Origin of the sequence: Bacillus sp. FSL K6-2861 (genome assembly GCF_038630725.1) — a bacterium.
Lineage (GTDB): Bacteria > Bacillota > Bacilli > Bacillales > Bacillaceae > Bacillus > Bacillus velezensis.
On sequence record NZ_CP152037.1, the window covers coordinates 1,533,220 to 1,554,146 of the forward strand.

Genomic DNA, 20,927 nt, shown 5'->3' on the forward strand with positions numbered 1-20,927 from the left:
TTGATTAATTTGGAAATGTTCGGGTTTCGCGCAATGTGGAGCCCGTATCTGTTTTGCATAACTGCCGTGATAACAGGAGTTTACTTTTACTGGTGCAGCCGGCATAAAGGACGTGTGGCCGCTAAGGAGAAGGTGCTGTTTGTGCTTTCCGCGCTATTTTTTTACGCGGCTGCGGGAAGTCCGATTGATTTATTGGGCCATGTGATGTTCAGCGCCCATATGGCGCAGATGGCGGTTCTGTTTTTAGTCGTACCGCCGCTGTTGATTTCCGGAATTCCCGGCTGGGCATGGAAGAAACTGATCTTCCGTCCTGTCGTAAAGCCGCTGTTTTTGTTCTTTTCAATGCCGCTTATCGCATTAGTGCTGTTTAACGGTATTTTTTCACTGTATCACATCCCGTTTATATTTGATTTCGTCAAAACGGATTCGCTGTATCACACGCTGATGAACGGACTCATCTTTGTAACGGCGTTTTTTATGTGGTGGCCGCTTGTGCATAAGGTGGACGGTCTGCCCCGTCTCAGCGGTTTAATGAAGCTGGGGTATATTATGGCAGACGGGATTCTGTTAACGCCGGCCTGCGCGCTCATTATGTTCAGCGGGGCGCCCATGTATGCCACGTATACAGATCCGGCGGCTTGGGCCGAAGCAATGAAGCTTTGCGTTCCTTTAGATTTGCTGGAGGAGATCCCTTTATCCGGGCCGGAGATGTTTAACACGCTACCTCCTCTGGAAGATCAGCAGCTTGGGGCAGTACTGATGAAAATCATTCAAGAGGCGGTCTACGGAACATATTTGGCTGTCATCTTTTTTCAGTGGGTCAGAACGGAACGGGAAAAAGATACGCTGTCAGAGCCGCCGTATATCGAGCATACCGTCTCATAAAAAAAAGTACAGCAGAAATAGGAACTGACCCCATAATATGAGACAAACAAAAAACACCTTCAAGTTTGAAAACGGACCGTTGTTATCCGAAATAAAACTTGGAGGTGTTTTTCTATGGGGACAAGAGTGAGTTATCCGGTTGAAGTCAAACAGAAGGCTGTAGGAATGAGATTGGCGGGCGTGCCTATGAAAGAGATCATGCAGGAATTGAATATCAAAAATAAGACTCAGGTTCAGACATGGGTTAGATGGCATAAGGCTGGGGATACCCACCGATTCGAACAGCCTGTTGGAAAGCAATATACTTATGGAAAGGGTCCGGAGTATTCTTCTGAATTAGAGAAACTCCAGGCAGAGAATCGTTATCTGAGACAACAGAATGAAGTGTTAAAAAAGTACAACGAATTGGAAAGGAAGCTGATAGGGAAACGACAATCAAACTGGTAGAAGAATTGCGCAAGACGATGACGGTACAGGACATCTGTGTCCATTTAGATATTTCACGCACTTCATATTATAGATGGAGAAAGAATCTGACTAAGAGTAATCCTAAGATGCGACTGGAGAAACAAATCGGCACGTTGTGCCGAGAACACAAGTATCGATATGGATATCGAAAAATCACAGCCATACTAAAAAAGAGAATAAGTATTAATCATAAATCTGTTCAACGTATTATGCAGAAAAATCAATGGCAGTGTCGGGTTAAGATGAAAAAGCGTAAAAAAAGTGGGCAGCCATATTCTGTGGTCGATAATATATTGGATCGGAACTTTCAGTCTGATCGCCCTCTTGAAAAACTGGTAACGGACATCACATATTTGCCTTATGGACAGAAACAATTGTACCTTTCCAGTATATTGGATTTATACAATGGAGAAGTGATTGCTTTTACGATTGGAGATAAGCAGGACACAGACTTTGTCTTAGACACACTTGATCAGCTGCCAACACTTCCTGAAAACTGCGTGTTACATAGTGACCAAGGTTCTGTTTATACATCTTATGAGTATCAGAAAGCTGTTAAAACAAAAGGCATTACCATGAGCATGTCCCGCAAAGGGACACCCGCTGATAATGCCTCCATCGAATCGTTTCATTCCTCACTAAAGTCTGAAACGTTCTATCTTAACAGCATTGATCGAACTACGACCGCCATCGTAGAACGCACTGCCATAGAATACATTCATTATTATAACAATATTCGTATTCAAACGAAACTAAACAGCCAATCGCCGATACAATATCGGCAATTGGCTGTATGAAGGTGTTTTGATCCCTGTCTCAAAAACGGGGGTCAGTCCCAATATGCTGTACTTTTTTATTACATTTGCACTGTTTTTAATGATTCTTCTAATTCAAGCAGTAAAGCTTTGCTTTCAGCGACGACATGTTCCGGAAATTCTTCAGCGCTGCCGTATTCTACGCCGTGCGGATAATAATGCTTTCCTAAAAGAGGGGCCTTCAGCTGAATCACGGCCCGGCTGCCGCCGACATCGCCCTCTTTTGCCGTTCCTTGAATCCGCAGATAAAATGTCCCCTCAGGTACTGAAAACTTTTTGTCGTAAGTCACTCTTTCATAATCCCATTGTCCAGCCAGAATGAGCCCTTTACCTTCCATCAGATCATTCAAGCGGCTGAGCTCCGCTGTTACCCCTTCAAGACCGCTGTTTTCAAACTTCAAACCTTCCCCCTCCTTTTAAAAATGCCCTTTCCTGACAATCATAGTATGAAAGCGTTACACTTTCAATGATTCATACGGTGAAAGTATGCAAAAAGAAAAATTTGACGACAATAGTAGCAGAAAAAAGGAGGAATTCCGCAATGACAAAGATCAATAAGCTCATGACGTCAGACTTGCAATATTGTACAGTATTAGATAATGTATATGAAGCTGCGGTGAAGATGAAAGACGCGGATGTCGGCGCCATTCCGATAGTGGATGAAGACGGAGCGACCCTTGTCGGGATCGTGACAGACAGAGATCTCGTATTACGGGGAATTGCTTCCAAAAAGCCGAACTCTCAAAAAATAACCGACGCAATGACAGAGCGGGTTATCAGTGCAGAAGAAGACGCCTCTGTGGAGGAGGTGCTCCATTTGATGGCTGAACATCAGCTCAGAAGAATCCCCGTCACAAAGGATAAAAAACTGGTCGGCATTGTTACGCTCGGCGATCTTTCGTTGGCCGAGCAATCAAATGAGCAAGCAGGCCGGGTGCTGTCTGACATTTCTGAAGACGGCGGTCCGGAGGGGTTTATCCATTAAACATAAATCACGGACGATGCAAATAGGCTGTACTGTATAAGAGTAAACAAAAACAGAACGGTTTGAACATATGGGGGTGAGAGGTTGAAAAATATCGCAAGGGCTCTCGTTATCCTTTTGCTTATTTACGGAGCGTATGTTCTGTTTATACAATATGGATCGGCTCCTCAGAAAAAGACGGATCAGGAGGAGCCTCAGGTCTCCAATGAAGAAGAGAGCGGAAAACGGCTGAAAATGCCGTCATCCGGACTGCTTTCTCTCATGGGGAAATCTGCCGCCGATGTGAAAAAGAAACTTGGGGAACCGTCCCGGAAAGATCCTTCTGCCTACGATTACGAGTGGTGGGTGTACAACCAGGGGAAAGACCAATACGTACAAGTCGGTATTTTGAATGATAAAGCCGTGACTTTATACGCTTCGGGAAGCGGCATCAACGCAAAACCGTTTAAGATCGGCGAATCGACGGGCGAAGTTTTTAAAACGACGCAGGTTTCTCCTTTTGTCAATGTGACTGACAAGGGAAACACGTATCGGTTCGAGTTTTCTGAAGAAGATATCAATACCCGTCCCACCGTCAAGATAGGCGGAATGTATGTTCAGCTGTACATGGACAAATTTGACGGGAATCTGTCAAGCATCAGGGCATTTGATGCGGAAACACTTGTGAAACAAAGGCCGTATGAAGTCATGTACAGAGGAAAGCTGACAGAACCCGAGCCTGTTTCTGATAAAAAATGGAACGACATTGAACGAGCGAGTGAGCAGCAGATTCTCGATATTACAAATGTCATCCGCGTGAAACACGGACTTGCAAGGCTGAAATGGGACGAAGGCGCCGCAAAAGTGGCATTCGGTCACAGCAAGGACATGAAGGATAACAAGTATTTCTCTCACGTCTCAAAGAAATACGGGACTCTGAAGGACCGCTTGGAAAAAGGCGATGTGAAATACCGGGAGGCCGGTGAAAATATTGCCTACAACTATGTGGACGGTCCTGCAGCCGTGGAGGGCTGGCTGAACAGCGAAGGCCACAGAAAGGCGCTGTTAAGCCCGGATTATACGCACCTCGGTGTCGGCGTGGACCAGAAGTATTATACGCAAAACTTCATTAAGCCTTGGCAGTAAAAAACCGCAGAGGGGCGCGTCCCCCGCGGTTTTTTTATGTTTTTTCGCGAGTGGCGCTCCTGCTGAAAAAAATATATCTGCTTTTTTTCGCAATTTAGGCGAACATTAAGGCGCATGAACCGATACATTATAGCAGGCAAAACTTTTCGGAGGGGGTGAGAATTGTGGCGAATCAGCAATCACGGCAATCAATCGATGATTTTAAACAATTCGTAAAAAAGCATCCCAAACTGATCCAAAATGTTCGCAAGGAACAAAGAAGCTGGCAGGAAGTCTATGAAAATTGGGTTCTTCTGGGCGAGGATGATCCGATATGGGACCCTTTTAAAGACGAGGCTGTTCAGCCTTCTTCCGACGCGGAAACCAAACAGGAACCAGCTGAAAAAAACGATTTCGTTTCAAAAATGGTCACTGCCGTCAAAAAGATGGATATCAACCAAATGAATGAGCAGATCAATAAAATGAGCCAATCCATTTCATCATTGCAAAGCCTTTTAAGCCAATTTTCGGGGAGCAGCACGAAGCAGCCCCGGCAAGGCTCCGGACAACATCCTTTTTCGTTCAGGAAGGATTAAAGAAGGGGATCGTGTATGCGAAAAGAGGTTCAGGAATTCATATCCGCAGATGAGGAACGGAAACGGTTTATACGGCAGCGTCCCGTCTGGTACCGCAGACTTGCGAGAAAACCGGACGATCTCAATTCCTTTCAGCTTGACATGATGAATTTTTATGAAAAGACGATACCGCATCGGGTAAGCCAATTCTCAAACGGGATTCAAATGGCGCAGATGATGATGCAGATGGTTCACGCCATGCGTTCACAGGATTAAAAAGCGTTTAAACGCCGCATTTTCCAATTGGGTGGTTTCATGGTAAACTAGCAACTGGAGGTGCGTATTTATGTATGCAACAATTGAGTCCGTCAAGCTTCAAAGTGAAGCGGAGCAGCTTGCCGGCATGATTCTGCAGTCTGAGACGGCTGAAAATTACCGCGATTGTTACAAGCGTCTCCGTGAAGATGAAGAGGCAGGGCGGATCATTCGTTCTTTTATGAGCGTTAAAGAGCAGTATGAGGATGTGCAGCGCTTTGGCAAATACCATCCTGATTATAGAGAGATTTCCCGCAAAATGAGAGAAATGAAGCGGGAACTGGATTTAAACGATAAGGTGGCCGAATTTAAAAAAGCGGAGACGGAGCTTCAGTCGCTGCTTGACGAGATCAGCATTGAACTCGGAACGGCCGTCTCGGAGCATGTAAAAGTTCCGACGGGGAATCCTTATTTTGACGGCCTGTCATCCTGCGGCGGCGGGTGCGGTTCCGGCGGCGGCTGCGGATGCAAAGTTTCCTGACGAGACGGCCGTCTCGTCTTTTACATAAAATGAACAGAAAGTCAGGCGGGTGATCATGATGGAAAATAAGCGCCAAGGCATAATCGTATATCTGCATTCCTTAAAACACAGCAAAATGCTGAGAAAATTCGGCAACGTTCATTATGTTTCAAAGCGGCTGAAATACGTTGTGCTGTATTGCGATATGGATCTAATCGAAAAAACAATGGAAAAGATTTCTTCTTATTCTTATGTGAAGAAGGTAGAGCCTTCTTATAAACCTTTTTTAAAGCTGGAATTTGAATCAAAGCTTGATAAAGCGAAAGAGTACGATTATAAAGTCGGTATATAAAAAAAATCCCCGCAGATACCTGCGGGGTCCTTCTATTCCTTAACAAGTTAAGGAGAAGGAAAAGGGAGAGGAGAAACCGGAGGAAGAACTTATGGGGAAACGTAAGTCTTCTCCGCGGTTGGCAACAACATCATTCATTGATGCTGTTACACGTAGTCTTGACAGGAATGTGAATATGTATACACGTTTTTCACGTTCATTGTTTGAAAGAATGCTTTATGATAAGATAGGGATTGTTTTGATACATAACGGCTCAGCCGATGAGAAACATCAAAGTTTTCAGAAAAAGTGGTGTGAATAATGAGAGTAATTTCCGGTTCAAGAAAAGGACGAGCCTTAAAGGCTGTGCCGGGCACATCAACAAGGCCGACGACGGATAAAGTAAAAGAGTCTATTTTTAATATGATCGGCCCGTATTTTGACGGAGGAACGGGGCTGGATTTATTTGCGGGGAGCGGCGGTCTCGGGATTGAAGCGCTGTCGCGCGGATTTGACCGCTGTATCTTTGTGGATCGTGATTTCAAAGCCATCCAAACGGTAAAAGCGAATATCAAAGCGCTTGATCTGCTGTCTTCAGCGGAAGTATACCGCAATGATGCAGAGCGGGCCTTCTATGCCGCGGCGAAACGGGAAAAAGGTTTTGACGGAATTTTCTTAGATCCTCCGTATAAGGAACAAAAGCTGAAAGCGCTTATCGAAATGATTGATGAGCAGAACATGCTGAATGAAGACGGTTTTGTCGTAGCCGAGCATGATAAAGCCGTTGCGCTTCCTGAAGCCGTCGGCGCGCTTTCTGTAACAAGAAGGGAAATTTACGGGCTTACAGGAGTGACGATATACCGAAATAGGGGGTAATGATGTGGCAAGTATAGCTGTATGTCCCGGAAGTTTTGATCCCGTTACCTACGGACATCTGGACATTATCAGACGGGGGGCAAACGTGTTTGAGCAGGTGTGCGTATGCGTGCTCAATAATTCTTCTAAGCAGCCGCTGTTTACAGTTGAGGAACGATGTGAGCTGTTAAGAGAAGTGACAAAAGACATACCGAATGTTACGGTCGAGACGTCACAGGGACTGTTAATCGACTATGCGAAAAAAAAGCGGGCGAAGGCGATTATCAGGGGGCTCAGAGCCGTTTCTGACTTCGAATATGAGATGCAGGGGACTTCCGTCAACCGCGTGCTCGACGAATCAATAGAAACTTTTTTTATGATGACGAACAATCAGTACTCTTTTTTAAGTTCAAGCATCGTAAAAGAAGTAGCAAAATATAACGGGCCTGTTTCAGAGTTTGTTCCTCCGGAAGTTGAACAGGCGCTGAAGCAGAAATATAAAGGATGAGAGCGCTGACTGGCGTCTCATCCTTTTTTTGTCCGTGCTGACAGCCTGTAACAATAAATCAATGCGTATACGGCGAGAGCTGTCAGCGTGATGGCGGGACCGGTTTCAACAAGTGTATTCCATCCGCTGACGGCAGCAGATACCGCGTCCTGATCGCGGAAAGGGAGGAATACAGACTGGTAAGGTTCGTCCAATGCAAGGTAAAGCGGCTTCCACAGTAAGAGAATAAAGAGTGCGGCATAAATGCCCTGAAGGATACGCGCCGCGAAAAACGGTTTAAAGCGGATATCTGTTTCCGATAAAATGCCGGCTACCTGGGCCTGTACGGAAAGGCCGCTGAACCCGAGAATAAAACTCACAATCATGGCTTTCGGCAGCAAGGCGGCATCAGCTTCACTGACCAGCTTGCTCCCAAGTGTAATTTCAAACATTCCGCTGATAAGAGGGATGTCCAGATTTGCCGGAAGATGAAAAAGCGAAAGCAGCGCGTTTGTAAATACAGAAAGCACATCCATGACTTGTACGATTGATAATAACCGGCTGAAAACCGAAAACAATATAATAAAACCGCCCACCATCAGCAAGGTTTGTACAGAAGAGGTGACGGCGTCGCCCAAAATTTTTCCGAGCGGCCGCTTTTCCGAAAGCCGCGCCTTGTGGAGGGCCAGAAATGCTTCCTTCAGAGAAGGGAGAGCGATCGTCTTTTTACCGGTATACGCCGCTTCTTCTTTCCGTCCGTATGAACGCATCGTCAGGCCGACGGCGATGTTTCCGAGATAGTGAGCCGATGCCAGCAGAATGCCGAGAGACGCGTTATGAAAAAAGCCGACTGCCACAGCAGCGAATATAAATAACGGATTGGATGAATTGGTAAAAGAGACGAGGCGTTCAGCCTCTACTCTGGAGATTTGTTTATCCTGGCGCAGCCGTGCAGTCAGCTTCGCGCCGGCCGGATTGCCTGAAGCCATGCCCATAGCCAGTACAAATCCGCCGACCCCCGGCACTCTGAAAATGGGACGCATAAAGGGTTCGAGTAAAAGGCCGACAAACTTGACAATGCCGAATCCGATTAAAAGCTCAGATAGAATAAAAAACGGAAGCAATGAAGGAAAAACTACCTCCCACCACATGGAAAGACCGGTTTTGGAGGCTTCGAATGAGGCCTGAGGGTGTGAAATAACCGTCGCCGTCAAAAAAATGAAAAACAATGAAATCAAAAATGTATGAAACTTAGACAAATTCATTCTTACCTCCCCGATGCTAAAATTGCACACTGACATTTATATCATGATAAAATATAGAACAGACCTTAAAGGCGGCCGGGCAAGTACCTATTTGTCATCCTGTACTAATATACGAGCATAGGGGTTCAATTTAGACCATAGAATTCATGTATAGGATGTCTATTAGGGGGTTCGTCGCGTTGGCCAAACCTACAATCGGGTTAGCGTTAGGTTCGGGAGGGGCAAGAGGCATCGCTCATCTCGGAGTGTTATCCAGTTTACATAAGCATCAGATTCCAATTGATATGATTGCCGGCAGCAGCATGGGAGCATTAGTCGGAAGCTTTTATGCGGCCGGGCATGACGTGGCCACGATGAAAAAAGTCGCTAAAGCATTTAAGCGGCGGCTGTACGCGGATTATACGATGCCGAGGCTCGGATTTTTAAAAGGAGACCGCATCAGGCAGCTCGTTCATGCCTATACGTACGGCAAGCCGATAGAAGAACTGCGGATCCCGCTCGGCATCGTGGCCTGCGATCTTCAGACCGGCGAAAAGCTTGTTTTTACGAAAGGTTCAGTATCCGAAGCCGTCCGCGCGAGCATCAGCATACCGGGCGTTTTCGTCCCGCAAAAAATGAACGGACGTATGTTAGTCGACGGCGCGGTGGTCGACAGAATACCGGTTTCCGCCGTAAAAGATATGGGTGCTGATATCGTCATCGCCTCTGACGTATCCCGGGTGAAAAAAACGGAAAAGGCGGCACATATTTTTGATGTAATCATGCAAAGTATGGATATACTGCAAAATGAATTGGTCCGTCACCAGACCATTGCCGCAGACGTCATGATCCGCCCTTCTCTTGAATCATTCAGCTCAAGTTCTTTTGCCAACATTGATCATATGATCACAGCGGGCGAAGAAGCCGCAGACCGGATGATCGGCCGGATTAAACAAGAAATAGAGAACTGGGAGGGCTAACTCATATGAAAGCAAAACATTTTCGCTGGGTGTTTATCATCCTGATCTTATTAATCGCTGTTACATTTATTAAGCTTCCGTATTACATCACACAGCCGGGAGAAGCATCAGAGCTGAGACCGCTGATTAAGGTGGACGGAGGCTATCCTGAAAAAGGAAGCCTTTCCTTGATGACTGTCAAAGTAGGCCCCGCCAATCCGTATACATATCTTTGGGCGAAAGTGCATCCTTACGAAGAAATCGTCCCTGATGAAAGCATAAAAGAAGAGGGCGAATCGGACTCGGATTATATGAAGCGCCAGCTGCAAATGATGAAAAGCTCCCAAGAAAACGCGGTCATTGCCGCTTATCAAAAAGCCGGGAAACAGGTGAAATACTCATTTAACGGCATTTATGCCAGCTCAGTCGTCTCTGACATGCCGGCAAAAGGAAAAATAGAGGTCGGTGATAAAATTATCAGCGCGGACGGGAAAACATACGAATCCGCTGAAAAGCTGATTGATTATATCAGCAGCAAAAAAGCGGGGGAAAAAGTAACGTTTCACATTGAACGGGACACGAAAGAAAAGACCGTTGACATTGTGCTGAAATCATTCCCGGACGACCCGAAAAGAGCGGGAATCGGTGTCGCATTATATACGGACCGGAACGTGAAAGTGAAGCCGGATCTTCATTTCAGCATTGAAAACATCGGCGGGCCTTCTGCGGGTCTCATGATGTCTTTAGAAATTTACAACCAGCTGACAAAACCTGACGAAACAAAAGGCTATAATATAGCCGGGACGGGGACAATCGACGTGGACGGCAAAGTCGGACCGATCGGCGGAATCGATCAGAAAGTCGTCGCCGCAGACAAAGCGGGAAAAGATATTTTCTTTGCGCCGAATCAAAACGGAGCTGAAAATTCTGATTACAAAAATGCGGTAAAAACGGCGAAAGCAATCAAGTCCGATATGAAGATCGTCCCTGTCGACACCATGCAGGACGCACTTGACTATTTGGATCAGCTGAAAGTAAAAAGCACCTGATACAGACAGGTGCTTTTTTTACGCATTCAAAAAACGCTTTTCGTCTTCATCATAGCGGATCGGCGCTTGTGAAAATTCCTGTTTCTCAAACAATGTGCGTTCAGGTTCGTTTATCGGCAGGCTGTAAACCCGTCCCGCCAGTATGTCCAGATCCAGAGCGGGATGAGAGAAAGAAGAGAGCTTGCTGACGAGAGGTGCGGTAAGCTCTTTTTTCTTTGCCGACAGGTACGCCTGTCCTTTTTTCGTCATTCCGAGAAGACGGATATAAGGAGCGCTTGAAGGCTTTAAGAGCCGATGCATGTCTTCTTTTTTCGTCCGTGTCAGAATGTGCGTGTTCATCCGCTGCAGCCTCGTCCACGTGTATCGTTTTGTTTTCAATCGTTCCATCATTTCGCGATAGGATCGGGCTTGTCTGATGGTGCGAAGAATTCTGTGCTCAAGGCCTTCTTCCACTTCATAGATTCGGCTCAATTCTTCAGCGGAAAGAGTGCTGAGGCTGTATTTCACATATGAAAAATAGTCTTCCGTGCTGTGCCATATGCCGTATGAATTTCTGTATGCCTCCAGCTCACGCGCAGACGCTTCCGGGAGAAAGCTCCTTGCGGCCGCCGTTCCTTTTTCTATCAGCGCTTTCCGGATGCTTGTTGCGCTGGCTATCCGGCTGTTATCTCCGGGAAGCTCGGCGTCATGATACTGGGAAGCGATTCTGGCTGTCGTATAAGGCTTCATGGCGGAACCGGAAGCGTGTATCGCTCTAACGTAGTGAAAACCGAGAATATTGTTCGGCTTGGACAAATCGAGCATGTCCCGTCCTTTGAATATGTGTGAAAAAGCTTTTGAAGCGGCGGCCGGATAGCTGAGACCCTTTTTCAGCTCCTCTTTCAGAATCAGGCTGCAGTCATCTTCCTTTCGGGTGAACGCTTCAGACGCTTCAATAAAGGGTTCGATCCGCCCGTTTTCGCTGCCGAAAAACAAGCTGCTGCATCCTAAATGATGAAGAAGCGAAACGCTGCCGCGCGCGAATAATTCCGCTTTTTGTACGGCATATATATAAGGGAGCTCAATGACGATATCCACGCCGTTTTCCAGCGCCATTTTTGTCCGGGCCCACTTTGAGACGGCGGCCGGTTCCCCGCGCTGCAAAAAAGGGCCGCTCATCACCGCCGCCGCGACGCTGCTGTCCGTTTTGATTTTTGCTTGTTCCGCATGATAGCGGTGTCCGTTATGAAAGGGATTATATTCAACAACCAGGCCGACTGCTTTCATATTTGTCCCGCCTTTCTTGCTATGTTTTGCTTCGTGTGGTACATTTGCAAATGAAGTGCATATTTTAGTCCGTTTCGTTTAGTGTATGCATAGCCTATCCGGCTGTCAACGATTGCATGACGGCGGCATTATGCTGTAAAGAAAAAATATTGACAAAAACATTCTGAAAAGCTATAATCATGTTTGTTGCTTTCCTGAGGTGATACAAATGAAATGGACGATTTATCAGCTTCATCAAATGGCGAAAAAGAGCTTTGAATTTGATGAAACAGTTGAGTTAAATGAGCTGACAAAATTGAATTCTGACATCCGCCGCATTTCTCCCGTCCGGGTGAAGGGCCGCGCGGAGATTGAATCCAAGCAGGTTTCGTTTGACTTTACGATTTCAGGCGAAATGGTTTTGCCGTGCTCAAGAACTTTAGTTGATGTGCCGTATCCATTTACAATCGCGACAAAAGAACTGTTTAGATTTCATAATTCGGATGATATAGAAGATGAGGACGTTCATATTGCTGAAGACGATATCGTCGACTTAACTCCGATCGTAAAAGAAGAGATTCTTTTAGAAATTCCTATGCAAGTCTTTTGTGAAACTGAACAAAAAGAAGGAGCCGCTCCCCAAGTGGGGAAGGATTGGCAAGTGATTTCTGAGGAAGACAAGAAAAATCAAATCGACCCCAGACTTGCGGATCTGAAAAAGCTCTTAACACAAGATGATGAATCTTAACTCTTTAAGGAGGTGGGAATAATGGCTGTACCTTTTAGAAGAACTTCTAAAATGAAAAAAAGATTGCGCCGTACACATTTCAAACTAAATGTACCTGGTATGACAGAATGCCCGTCATGCGGAGAGATGAAATTGTCTCACCGTGTATGTAAAGCATGCGGATCATACAACGGCAAAGACATAAATGTTAAAAGCAATTAATGTATGAAGAAAAGCGCGGGAATCTCGGTTCCTGCGCTTTTCTTTTTTTTTGCCCCTCCGGCCAACTTCCGCCGAAAAAATTGTGAGCCCCAGTAGTCTATCTAATCTATCAGCGGCATATGTATGAGGTAAATGAGCAAATATGGAGGGAGATACGATTGACGATAACGAGACAAGACGCGTGGACGCAAGATGAAGATTTGCTGCTGGCCGAAGTGGTGCTCAGGCATATTCGGGAAGGCGGGACCCAGCTTTCCGCTTTTGAAGAAGTCGGCAGAGCGCTGACGAGAACGGCTGCCGCCTGCGGGTTCAGATGGAATTCTTATGTCAGAAAACAATATCAGTCAGGGATAGAACTGGCGAAAAAACAGCGGAAGGAATTAAGAAAGCAGATCGGGGTGCATTCCGCCAATCTGCCGGGAACCGTCAAACAGCCTCCGATCCGCAGGGCGGAAGGAGAAAAAGAGCTGTCTATTGATGATGTCATTTTGTTTCTGCAGCAATTTAAAGAGTCGCCAGCCGCAGCGGATGTGCGTCATGAAAAAGAAAAACTCACAGAACAGCTGACCGCGCTGCAAAAAGAAGTCGAGGATCTGCGTGAGGAAAATGAAAGCTTGAGAAACAAGCTGGAGATGACGGAAGAAGATTATAAAGCGTTAATTGACATTATGGACAGAGCGAGAAGGATGGTCAATTCAAAAGAAGACGACAGAAAATCGGCGCAGAGCCTGTAAAATGAACCGGCCTGGGGGCGGCGGCCCGGCCGGTTTTTTATTATGCCGTTTCTCCGGATGTCATTTCACCGTCCATATCGGGATGCCAGATATAAGGATTTTCTCCTTTATCACGCGCCATATCATATTTAACGGGCTCAAAATTCATCTTATCCCAGAAATCTGCTGATTTCATGCGTGAATTTGTCCTGATCGGCATTCTGAAGGATTTTGCAAAATCAACAAGCGCTTTTCCGTATCCGTTGTTTTGATAGCCCGGAAGAACCTCAAGCTTCCAAAGTTCCAAAAAGTCCTGACGCTGATCAAAATACGGATTCGTGCCTCCGTTGACCTGATATAAACTCATTCTCGCCACTAGTTTATCCCCGAAGTAAATCCCGTAAAAAGGCGAGGTGCTGTCATTTTCAATGATATTATCCTGAAGATCTTCAAGCATCGACAGCTCCTGCATCCCGTATTCCTTAAACCTTTTAAATTCTTCGAGTGTCTTAAAGTTGATGAGCAGTCGCTCTATTTTCAACACAAACTCCCCCTTTGTTGTGTTCTACCATTATTGTAAACGCTTTAATTGAAAATTCCAACTATAATATGCTTACCCGTCTTTTTGCTCAAAACGAAATTGAAGTAATTTGCGGCGGCTTCTGCTATGATAATATGGAAAAATGCAGATATAGGGTGTGACAGTGTGAAAATCGGAATTATCGGCGGCGGAGCGGTAGGCCTTTTATGTGCTTACTACTTATCGTCCCGCCATCAGGTAACGGTCATTACGCGGCGGACGGAGCAGGCTGATGCGATTAACTCAGGCGGTATACGGCTTTTGAAAGACGGAATAGAATGTACGGCGGCATGCAGAGCGCAAACAGGCCTCACTTCCGGATTCGACCTCTTAATCGCAGCCGTTAAACAGCACCAGCTAAGTGCTGTGTTGCGGGATCTTGAGACGATAAAAGGGACGAATGTGCTGTTTTTGCAAAACGGCATGGGACACATACACGACATTAAAGATTGGCATACGGATCATTCGCTTTATGTCGGCACTGTTGAGCACGGAGCAAAAAAGATATCAGATCATGCCGTTGAACATACGGGAGCGGGAGCCGTAAGATGGAGTGTATTCAGCGCATCCCGGCCGGAAACGCTCAAAAGCATCTTTTCCGGCATGCACCGGGATTTTCCCGTATATGATGAAAACGACTGGTATCGGCTGTTAACGGGAAAACTGATCATAAATGTATGCATCAACCCGTTAACTGCATTGCTGCGCGTGAAAAACGGAGAGCTGTTAAGAAATGACGCTTACAAAAAATATATGAGAAACGTGTTTGAAGAAGCGGAGACAATACTTGGCCTCGCCGATAGAGAAAAAGCGTGGAACAAAGTTTGCGAAGTTTGCAGACTGACGGAAAAAAATCATTCTTCCATGCTCGTCGATATCATGGCAGGCAGGCGGACAGAGGCCGATGCGATTATCGGCTACCTTGTAAAAGAAGCGGAAAGCCGCGGATTGCCGGCCGTTCATCTCCCGTTTTTACACCGCAGCATAAAAGCGTTAGAAAGAAACTGAAACAAAGTCTTTTGAGGTTTTCCGGTAACATGCTATACTCATTTCGGAAACCTAACTATTTATTGGAGAAAGGAAGTTCCAGACAGATGCAGCTAACTGAACTTTCCATCAAAAGTCAAAATAAGTTTGTTCAGCACTATATAGATGGAGAAAACATGTCTTCATTTTTTGATTATGATATTCATTCAGAGGACGTATGGCAAAAGCGGCTTCATGACCTGTCTTCGCGGCCGTTTGCCAGAGAAGAATTAGCGGACTATTTATCCTCCTATCACGAAAAATTTCACTCCGCCGCCATGCAGGCCTCCATCGAAAAACTGAGAGATCCAAAAAGCGCAGCGGTAGTAGGCGGCCAGCAGGCCGGTCTTTTAACGGGGCCTCTTTACACCATACATAAAATTATCTCCATTATCGTACTTGCCAGACAGCAGGAAGAGGCGTTGCAGATTCCTGTCGTTCCGATTTTCTGGGTGGCGGGTGAAGATCACGATCTGGAAGAAATCAATTTTGTGCACACGTCAACAGAGAATAAAGGTCCGGTGAAACAGAAACTGCCGCAGTCGTACTGGAAAAAAACATCGGCGGCTAAAACCGAGCTTGATCAGGAAAAATGCGCGGCTTGGATTGATGAAGTGTTCGCTGCTTTTGAGGAGACGGATCACACAAACGCACTCCTTCAAAACGTGAAGCGATGTTTACGCTCATCAGAGACATTCACGGACTTTTTTGAACTGTTGATCGCCGACTTGTTTCAAGAAGAAGGCCTTATTCTGATGAATTCGGGAGATCCGGGGATTAAAAAGCTGGAAACGGGTATGTTTCAGCAGATTTTAAAACACAATCATGAGCTTGCCAAAGCCGTGTCAGACCAGCAGCGTTTTATGCGGGAAGCCGGTTATCACCCGATTATTGAATCGGACAAAGATCAGGCCAATCTGTTTTACGAACATGAGGGAGAGCGTTTCTTAATTGAAAAAGAAAACGGCGTTTTTGTCATTAAGGAGCTTGACCTGAAGTGGACGAACGACGAGCTTCATACCCATATGGAAGAAAAACCGGAATGTTTCAGCAATAACGTTGTGACAAGGCCGCTTATGCAGGAGTTTCTCATCCCGACTCTGGCGTTTATCGCGGGACCGGGGGAGATCAATTATTGGGGTGAGCTGAAGCGGGCTTTCTCATTAATGGGCTTTCGCATGACGCCGGTAGTGCCGAGACTGAACATTACGCTTCTTGAGCGCCATATTGAAAAGAAGCTTTCAGAACGGAATATCCCGCTTCAGGAAGCGATCGAACACGGCACCGGACACCTGAAAGACACTTATTTTGAAGAGCAGATTCCGGAAGAGTTTTCTTCTGTAATGGAACAGGCGAAGTCGCAGATTGAAGCCGTCCATAAACACGCAAGGGACGAAGCGCTGAAGGTCGATTCAAGCCTTGAGCCGCTCTTACAGAAGAATGCCGCCTTCATTCAAGATCAGCTCTTGTTTTTAGAACGGACGGTAACGAAAAGAATTGAAGAAAAAGAAGGTTTTGTGCTGCGTGACTATGAAAGAATCCAAAACAGCATCAGACCGCTCGGCGCTCCGCAGGAACGGATTTGGAATGTGATGTATTATCTGAACCGCTACGGTCCAAAATTCTTCACAACCTTCAAACATCTGCCATTTTCTTTTCAAAACCAACATCAGATTGTCAAACTTTGAAATAAAGTTTTAAAGAACCCTGAATAGTTCAGGGTTTTTTTTTATGTGTAAACAGTGTAAAATGAGGTTGTGGAGAGAAGTGGCGGATAGTGGTGAGTTTAGGGGAGAAAGTGGGGGTCCTTATCATGTTTATGGGTGAATACCGGCATACTGTTGATGCAAAGGGCCGCATGATCGTACCCGCAAAATTCAGAGAAGGCCTCGGTGAGCAGTTTGTGCTGACCAGAGGACTGGACCAATGCCTTTTCGGCTATCCGATGAATGAATGGAAGCTGATTGAAGAAAAGCTGAAGGCTCTGCCGCTCACCAAAAAAGACGCCCGCGCATTTACCCGATTCTTTTTTTCCGGTGCGACCGAATGCGAACTGGACAAGCAGGGAAGGGTTAATATTGCGTCATCTCTTCTGAATTACGCAAAACTGGAAAAAGAATGTGTTGTCATCGGGGTTTCCAATCGAATTGAATTGTGGAGTAAGGTAATATGGGAACAATACACAGAAGAGCAAGAAGATTCATTCGCTGAAATTGCTGAAAACATGATTGGATTTGATATATAATGGATCTTCGTGCATCACAACAACAACTGACAATTCAATTCATTCCTGATAAAGGTGGGACCGACACAAATGTTTCAGCATAAGACAGTACTTCTTCGTGAAACCGTCGACGGTTTAAATATCAAACCTGACGGAACCTATGTGGACTGCACCCTTGGCGGCGCCGGGCACAGTACATATTTATTGCAGCAATTATCGGAAAAAGGACGCTTGATCGCCTTTGATCAAGATGACACGGCACTTGAAAACGCAAAGAAAACATTGTCCGAATACAAAGGACAGCTCATTCTGGTGAAAAGCAACTTTCGTTATTTAAAAGAGTGTTTACATGAACACGGCATTACGAGTGTCGACGGAATTTTATTTGATTTAGGAGTATCCTCTCCGCAGCTTGATACACCGGAACGGGGATTCAGCTATCATCATGACGCACCGCTGGACATGAGGATGGACCAGTCGGCCGCCCTTACGGCGAAAGAAGTCGTAAATGAATGGCGGTATGAGGACCTTGTGAGGATTTTCTTTAAATACGGAGAAGAAAAATTCAGCAAGCAGATCGCCCGAAAAATTGAAGAGGCAAGAGAAAAATCGCCTATTCAAACAACCGGCCAACTGGTCGATCTAATAAAGGACGCGATACCGGCTCCGGCAAGAAGAAGCGGAGGTCATCCGGCCAAACGTGTATTCCAAGCCATACGAATCGCCGTAAACGACGAGCTTCAAGTATTTGAAGAGGCCCTCTTGCAAGCGATAGAGGTGCTGAAGCCGGGCGGAAGGGTGTCTGTGATCACTTTTCACTCGCTGGAAGACAGAATGTGCAAGACGACATTCAAGGAAAAATCATCACTTCCCGAACTGCCTCCGGGTCTTCCTGTGATACCGGAAGAATTTGAACCGGAATTAAAGCTGATTACAAGAAAGCCCATTACGGCATCAAAAGAGGAGCTTGAAGAAAATAACCGCGCCCGGTCAGCGAAGCTCCGCATTGCGGAGAAACGAAAATAACGGGCAGCAAATGACAACATTAAAGGAGGTCATCAGCCTATGAGCAACTTAGCTTACCAGCAGGAAAAACAACAACGGCCAGTGATAAGTCCCGAAAAAAAGGTGATTGTCAAAAAGAGGGCTTCCATTACACTCGGGGAAAAGGTGCTGCTCGTCCTGTTTGCCATTGCCGTTCTCTCCACATCAATGTTTATCGTATCAAAGGCATACGCGGCGTACCAATCCAATATTGAGGTGCAAAAACTGGAGGAGAAAGTATCTGAGAAGAATAAGCAGATCGGTGATCTCGAAAAGACGGCTGCTGACTTAAGCCAGCCGCAGCGCCTGATGGATATCGCCAAAAAGCACGGTTTGAATCTGAAAGATAAAAAAGTGAAAAACATACAGGAATGATAACCCATGCCGAAAAAAAATAAGTTTATGAACAGAGGAGCAGCGATACTCAGTATTTGTTTCGCTCTCTTTTTCTTTGTCATTCTCGGGAGAATGGCGTACATTCAATTAACCGGTAAAGCAAACGGTGTAGAACTTGCAACAAAAGCGACCGAGCAGCACGAAAAAAAGCGGACGATAGAAGCGAGCCGCGGCTCTATTCTTGACCGGAACGGTAAAGTGCTTGCAGAGGACACGGCGACATATAAGCTCATTGCCGTGCTTGATAAAAAGATGACGACCGACAAGAAGCATCCTCAGCATGTCAAAGACAAAGAGAAAACGGCGGAAAAACTGGCGACCGTTATCAATCTTGATAAAAGCGAGATTCTGGACATCTTAAACAGGGATGGCGCGAAGCAGGTGGAATTCGGTTCAGCCGGCCGCGATATCTCTTATGCGAAAAAACAAAAGATCGAAAAAATGAATCTTCCGGGTATTTCTTTCTTAAGAGATACGAAGCGTTACTATCCGAACGGTGTATTTTTGTCAAATGTTCTCGGCTATGCCGATGTGAATGAAAAAACAAACGAGATACAAGGCTCTTTAGGGCTTGAAAAAATACTGAACAACTATCTGACGGAACGCGACGGATCCGTCACTTACGAAAGTGATAAATCCGGCTGGAAACTTCCGAACAGCAAAGAAAAAATCACCGCACCTAAAAACGGTGACAATGTATATTTAACCATTGATCAGAAAATTCAAACCTTTTTAGAAGACAGCATGACGAAAGTAGCGGAAAAATATAAACCGAAAAAAATTATGGCGGCTGTCGTAGAACCGAAAACAGGCAAAGTGCTTGCGATGGGGCAGCGTCCGAGTTTTGACCCGAATATCAGAAACGTCACCAATTATTACAACGACTTAGTGTCGTACGCGTATGAACCGGGTTCAACGATGAAGATCTTTACGCTTGCCGCGGCGATTCAGGAAAATGTGTTTTCTGCAAACGAGAAATATAAATCAGGAACATATAAAGTGGGAGGCAAACCTGTTAAAGATTGGAACGATGGCGCCGGTTGGGGTATGACAAGCTTCCATGACGGCCTCATGAGGTCATCGAATGTTGCTTTCGCCAAACTGGCCAACGAAAAACTGGGGTTTGACCGGTTTAATGAGTACCTGCACAAATTCGGGCTCTATCAAAAAACAGGGATTGATCTGCCCGGTGAAGTATCAAGTAAAATTAACTACAAATATGATTTTGACAAAGCGTCTACGGCTTACGGCCAAGCATCGGCGATAACGCCGATCCAGCAGCTTCAGGCCGTCACGGCGATTGCCAATAACGGCAAAATGATGAAACCTTACGTCATTGATCATATTGTCGACCCCGATACGAAAAAAGTCGTCAAGCAGACAAAACCAGAGCAAGCAGGCACGCCGATTTCAGCCGATACGGCGAAAAAAGTCCGGAATCTGCTCGGAGAAGTCGTGACGTCAGACATCGGAACGGGAAAACCTTATAAAATTGAAGGATTTGACGTCGCGGGTAAAACGGGAACCGCACAAATTGCCGGGACGGGCGGATATTTAAGAGGAACGAGCAACTATGTGTTTTCATTCATGGGCATGGCGCCGAAAAATGATCCTAAGCTCGTCATCTATGTAGCCGTGCAGCAGCCGCAATTAAAAGCGGGGCAAAGCAGCTCTGATCCTGTCGCGGAAATCTTTAACCCGACGATGAAAAACAGCCTTCACTACATGAATATCGAACCGACGGAAAAAACAGATTCCGGTCAGGAAGAAACGAAAAGCCAAAAGATGCCTGACCTGACAGATAAGACGGTCAAGAGCGCTGAGAAGGAAGCGAAAAATGAACATCTCACACCGATTGTCATCGGCAGCGATGTTGCCGTAAAAGAGCAGTATCCGACAGCCGGAGAAGATCTGATCACCAATCAGAAAATCTTCTTAAAAACAGACGGAAAGATGACGATGCCGGATATGTCCGGATGGTCGAGACGGGAAGTGCTTCAATTCAGCAAAGTATCAGGCATTCACATCGATGTGAGCGGTGAAGGTTACGCTTCAAGCCAAAGTGTGAAAAAAGGCAAAGAACTGAAAGAAAATACCGTAATCAAGGTGAAATTTAAAAATCCTGATTAACGGGACAGAGAAGTCCGCGGATGCCCGCGGGCTTCTTTTTTATGCGCCGCCGTTCTATGTGTCCAAGCTGAGGCATAAATTGAAACAA

At 45.8% G+C, this 20,927-nt stretch carries 26 protein-coding genes; 22 read left to right on the top strand and 4 right to left on the bottom strand.

Going from position 1 to position 20,927, the window contains the following annotated elements:
• Both ctaG and NYE62_RS07620 read left to right on the top strand, forming a co-directional pair.
• Window positions 1-885 (top strand): cytochrome c oxidase assembly factor CtaG, encoded by an 885-nt coding sequence (ctaG, locus tag NYE62_RS07615; protein ID WP_251257167.1) that lies wholly within the window; start codon window positions 1-3, stop codon window positions 883-885.
• A gap of 114 nt (window positions 886-999) precedes the next feature.
• Window positions 1,000-2,150 (top strand): IS3 family transposase gene (locus tag NYE62_RS07620; protein ID WP_241457897.1). Its coding sequence is split into 2 segments (ribosomal slippage): window positions 1,000-1,273 and window positions 1,273-2,150, totalling 1,152 coding nucleotides; the frame shifts between segments, so codons are not numbered across the junction.
• Between the two features lie 59 nt (window positions 2,151-2,209).
• Here the strand turns inward: NYE62_RS07620 and NYE62_RS07625 are convergent.
• Window positions 2,210-2,569: a YugN family protein gene (locus tag NYE62_RS07625; protein ID WP_007409688.1), complete on the bottom strand. Its 360-nt coding sequence runs from the start codon at window positions 2,567-2,569 to the stop codon at window positions 2,210-2,212.
• 140 nt (window positions 2,570-2,709) lie between these two features.
• On the opposite strand from NYE62_RS07625, the gene NYE62_RS07630 reads away from it, so the two are divergent.
• The 9 genes from NYE62_RS07630 (at window position 2,710) to coaD (ending at window position 7,301) form a co-directional block, all read left to right on the top strand.
• Entirely contained in the window at window positions 2,710-3,153 is a 444-nt protein-coding gene (locus NYE62_RS07630) for a CBS domain-containing protein (RefSeq protein WP_017417724.1), read from the top strand.
• Window positions 3,154-3,237: 84 nt separating this feature from the next.
• Window positions 3,238-4,278: a CAP domain-containing protein gene (locus tag NYE62_RS07635; protein ID WP_007409690.1), complete on the top strand. Its 1,041-nt coding sequence runs from the start codon at window positions 3,238-3,240 to the stop codon at window positions 4,276-4,278.
• Window positions 4,279-4,442: 164 nt separating this feature from the next.
• On the top strand, window positions 4,443-4,853 hold the full coding sequence (locus NYE62_RS07640) for a YlbD family protein (protein ID WP_007409691.1): 411 nt from the start codon (window positions 4,443-4,445) through the stop codon (window positions 4,851-4,853).
• A gap of 15 nt (window positions 4,854-4,868) precedes the next feature.
• Window positions 4,869-5,108: a YlbE-like family protein gene (locus NYE62_RS07645; RefSeq protein WP_003154475.1), complete on the top strand. Its 240-nt coding sequence runs from the start codon at window positions 4,869-4,871 to the stop codon at window positions 5,106-5,108.
• A gap of 70 nt (window positions 5,109-5,178) precedes the next feature.
• Entirely contained in the window at window positions 5,179-5,628 is a 450-nt protein-coding gene (locus NYE62_RS07650) for a YlbF family regulator (protein ID WP_003154472.1), read from the top strand.
• Between the two features lie 58 nt (window positions 5,629-5,686).
• Window positions 5,687-5,959: a YlbG family protein gene (locus NYE62_RS07655; RefSeq protein ID WP_003154470.1), complete on the top strand. Its 273-nt coding sequence runs from the start codon at window positions 5,687-5,689 to the stop codon at window positions 5,957-5,959.
• 91 nt (window positions 5,960-6,050) lie between these two features.
• Window positions 6,051-6,260: a hypothetical protein gene (locus NYE62_RS07660; protein WP_007409692.1), complete on the top strand. Its 210-nt coding sequence runs from the start codon at window positions 6,051-6,053 to the stop codon at window positions 6,258-6,260.
• Window positions 6,260-6,814: a 16S rRNA (guanine(966)-N(2))-methyltransferase RsmD gene (gene rsmD / locus NYE62_RS07665; protein WP_144664728.1), complete on the top strand. Its 555-nt coding sequence runs from the start codon at window positions 6,260-6,262 to the stop codon at window positions 6,812-6,814. Before NYE62_RS07660 ends, rsmD begins: the two co-directional genes overlap by 1 nt.
• Before the next feature lie 4 nt (window positions 6,815-6,818).
• Entirely contained in the window at window positions 6,819-7,301 is a 483-nt protein-coding gene (gene coaD, locus NYE62_RS07670) for a pantetheine-phosphate adenylyltransferase (RefSeq protein WP_144664727.1), read from the top strand.
• Window positions 7,302-7,318: 17 nt separating this feature from the next.
• Here coaD and ylbJ read toward each other — a convergent pair whose 3' ends face one another.
• Window positions 7,319-8,545: a sporulation integral membrane protein YlbJ gene (ylbJ, locus tag NYE62_RS07675; protein WP_039063039.1), complete on the bottom strand. Its 1,227-nt coding sequence runs from the start codon at window positions 8,543-8,545 to the stop codon at window positions 7,319-7,321.
• A 179-nt stretch (window positions 8,546-8,724) separates the two neighbouring features.
• Between ylbJ and NYE62_RS07680 the strand changes: the two genes are divergently transcribed.
• On the top strand, window positions 8,725-9,504 hold the full coding sequence (locus NYE62_RS07680; RefSeq protein ID WP_014304961.1) for a patatin family protein: 780 nt from the start codon (window positions 8,725-8,727) through the stop codon (window positions 9,502-9,504).
• A 5-nt stretch (window positions 9,505-9,509) separates the two neighbouring features.
• On the top strand, window positions 9,510-10,532 hold the full coding sequence (locus tag NYE62_RS07685) for a SepM family pheromone-processing serine protease (RefSeq protein ID WP_007409697.1): 1,023 nt from the start codon (window positions 9,510-9,512) through the stop codon (window positions 10,530-10,532).
• An 18-nt stretch (window positions 10,533-10,550) separates the two neighbouring features.
• Here NYE62_RS07685 and NYE62_RS07690 read toward each other — a convergent pair whose 3' ends face one another.
• A complete protein-coding gene (locus NYE62_RS07690) occupies window positions 10,551-11,798 on the bottom strand; it encodes a nucleotidyltransferase (RefSeq protein ID WP_251257606.1) in 1,248 nt (415 codons plus the stop codon).
• A 208-nt stretch (window positions 11,799-12,006) separates the two neighbouring features.
• On the opposite strand from NYE62_RS07690, the gene NYE62_RS07695 reads away from it, so the two are divergent.
• The 3 genes from NYE62_RS07695 (at window position 12,007) to gerR (ending at window position 13,460) form a co-directional block, all read left to right on the top strand.
• Entirely contained in the window at window positions 12,007-12,525 is a 519-nt protein-coding gene (locus NYE62_RS07695) for a DUF177 domain-containing protein (protein WP_251257605.1), read from the top strand.
• A 21-nt stretch (window positions 12,526-12,546) separates the two neighbouring features.
• Window positions 12,547-12,726: a 50S ribosomal protein L32 gene (gene rpmF, locus NYE62_RS07700; RefSeq protein WP_003154457.1), complete on the top strand. Its 180-nt coding sequence runs from the start codon at window positions 12,547-12,549 to the stop codon at window positions 12,724-12,726.
• Window positions 12,727-12,884: 158 nt separating this feature from the next.
• Window positions 12,885-13,460, top strand: coding sequence for a sporulation-specific transcriptional regulator GerR (gerR, locus tag NYE62_RS07705; RefSeq protein WP_003154450.1), 576 nt, complete (start codon window positions 12,885-12,887; stop codon window positions 13,458-13,460).
• Window positions 13,461-13,500: 40 nt separating this feature from the next.
• Here the strand turns inward: gerR and NYE62_RS07710 are convergent, their stop codons facing one another.
• A complete protein-coding gene (locus tag NYE62_RS07710) occupies window positions 13,501-13,983 on the bottom strand; it encodes an N-acetyltransferase (RefSeq protein ID WP_012117497.1) in 483 nt (160 codons plus the stop codon).
• A gap of 162 nt (window positions 13,984-14,145) precedes the next feature.
• Between NYE62_RS07710 and NYE62_RS07715 the strand changes: the two genes are divergently transcribed.
• From NYE62_RS07715 to pbpB, 6 genes are all read left to right on the top strand, one after another.
• Window positions 14,146-15,027 carry a 2-dehydropantoate 2-reductase gene (locus NYE62_RS07715; RefSeq protein WP_053104352.1) on the top strand — a complete coding sequence of 294 codons (882 nt, stop codon included), beginning with the start codon at window positions 14,146-14,148 and terminating at the stop codon, window positions 15,025-15,027.
• Between the two features lie 86 nt (window positions 15,028-15,113).
• Window positions 15,114-16,733 carry a bacillithiol biosynthesis cysteine-adding enzyme BshC gene (gene bshC, locus NYE62_RS07720; RefSeq protein ID WP_144664724.1) on the top strand — a complete coding sequence of 540 codons (1,620 nt, stop codon included), beginning with the start codon at window positions 15,114-15,116 and terminating at the stop codon, window positions 16,731-16,733.
• A 125-nt stretch (window positions 16,734-16,858) separates the two neighbouring features.
• The gene (mraZ, locus tag NYE62_RS07725) at window positions 16,859-17,290 is read left to right on the top strand and encodes a division/cell wall cluster transcriptional repressor MraZ (protein WP_007409703.1); all 432 of its coding nucleotides are present in this window, start codon (window positions 16,859-16,861) and stop codon (window positions 17,288-17,290) included.
• Window positions 17,291-17,359: 69 nt separating this feature from the next.
• Window positions 17,360-18,295 (top strand): 16S rRNA (cytosine(1402)-N(4))-methyltransferase RsmH, encoded by a 936-nt coding sequence (gene rsmH, locus NYE62_RS07730; protein WP_007409704.1) that lies wholly within the window; start codon window positions 17,360-17,362, stop codon window positions 18,293-18,295.
• Between the two features lie 39 nt (window positions 18,296-18,334).
• Window positions 18,335-18,688, top strand: a complete 354-nt coding sequence (gene ftsL, locus NYE62_RS07735; RefSeq protein ID WP_003154442.1) for a cell division protein FtsL — start codon at window positions 18,335-18,337, stop codon at window positions 18,686-18,688.
• A 6-nt stretch (window positions 18,689-18,694) separates the two neighbouring features.
• Window positions 18,695-20,839, top strand: coding sequence for a penicillin-binding protein 2B (gene pbpB / locus NYE62_RS07740; protein ID WP_063095315.1), 2,145 nt, complete (start codon window positions 18,695-18,697; stop codon window positions 20,837-20,839).
• Window positions 20,840-20,927: the final 88 nt, after the last annotated feature.